Source organism: Oleiphilus sp. HI0128 (assembly GCF_001635365.1).
Window position 1 is genome coordinate 1 of the sequence record NZ_LWGG01000720.1, and the last position, 1,181, is coordinate 1,181.

At 42.4% G+C, this 1,181-nt stretch carries 2 protein-coding genes; one reads left to right on the forward strand and one right to left on the reverse strand.

Translation table 11 applies throughout. From position 1 onward, the window contains the following. Nucleotides 1-282 (forward strand): hypothetical protein (locus tag A3763_RS28540; RefSeq protein ID WP_197482865.1); only part of this gene is annotated, 282 nt, incomplete at its 5' end. Nucleotides 283-986: 704 nt separating this feature from the next. On the opposite strand, the gene A3763_RS29545 is transcribed toward A3763_RS28540, so the two are convergent. Then, nucleotides 987-1,181 (reverse strand): hypothetical protein (locus A3763_RS29545; protein WP_231872148.1); only part of this gene is annotated, 195 nt, incomplete at its 5' end.

Consider the following 1,181-nt stretch of genomic DNA (forward strand, 5'->3'; position numbering starts at 1 on the left):
GTCGACGACGAAGCTCTTTTTATCAGAAAAATATATGATATAGAGGGTACGCTTGACATCTTTGGTGATTGGATACATTTCCATGCATCTGCGCAAGGTGATCTTGGTTATACCATTCTAATCAAGGTGGATGAGAGTGGTATATGCCATTTGGTTTACTATATGGAATGGGGCAATCATTGCGACGCAGCCTATTTTGGGAATATTATTCTTTCAAAGGAAAGTGTTGACGAATTGGCGTCGCGAGACCCTGGGGAACACATAACAAGTTGGTCAACATGACGCCTGGCGGCGCATGTCACCAAGGCGTTAAATGTTTTTTGGCTCTTAAGGTTTAGGGCTCAATATTCGGCAGGGAGTGCTCGTTTCTTTTCATACATTCCTCCGTTTAAAGTTTTAGGGTAGGTGGCACGTTTTCCCACTGTTCCGCTCTACTGTTTAAGCTTCTCAAGCACATTTTAATTTGTAGAGGCTTCGTCAATGGTGTGTTCCTAGGGAATCCGGTAAAGTCGCCATCTGCGGTGTTTTTGTCTCTGGGCAAGCACTTTGGTTTTAACGTGGTGTTTGGTGTAGTTGGGAGTTCTAAAACATCTAACCAGTTCATCAAACATCACTCCGGCCACAAAGAAACGTGGCCTACGTTGGACGCACGATAGAGCCGTGCGCCGTTTATAAAAGCGTTAGAACTTTTTAATCAGATTGTAGATCAACCTAAAATGGATATAGAAAAAAAAGAATTTTGGGGTACAACGAAAGCTTCATCTTTAGCAACATACGGCTTTCTCATAGGGTTAATTAGCTGTTATTTTGCTTTAACTCAGCATGTAGCTTTATTGTTAGTATCAATCTTGTGCGTAGGCTCAATATTTTATGCGCTTACCACCAATTATCGACAAGGCTTTAATGTCAGGTGGCGGCTAGCTAATTTTATATTTCACTGTGTCTTTTTATTGGCCTTAGTTTCAGGGGTTGGCTTTGTATTATTTCTACTTTATGCGTAGTAAAGTTCTAACAAGTTTAGCCAGCATCGCCCCAGCAAAAAGACGCTGGGGCTGGACCTCGCTGCGCTCGGCCGCTGCTAAAGGCGTTAAGTGTCCGAGTGGTTGTCTGGTTGTCTGGTTGTCTCTTAAAGTATTTGTTACTTTTCGTAAGTAGCTGGCTTGCTGTAGAGAATTTAATGT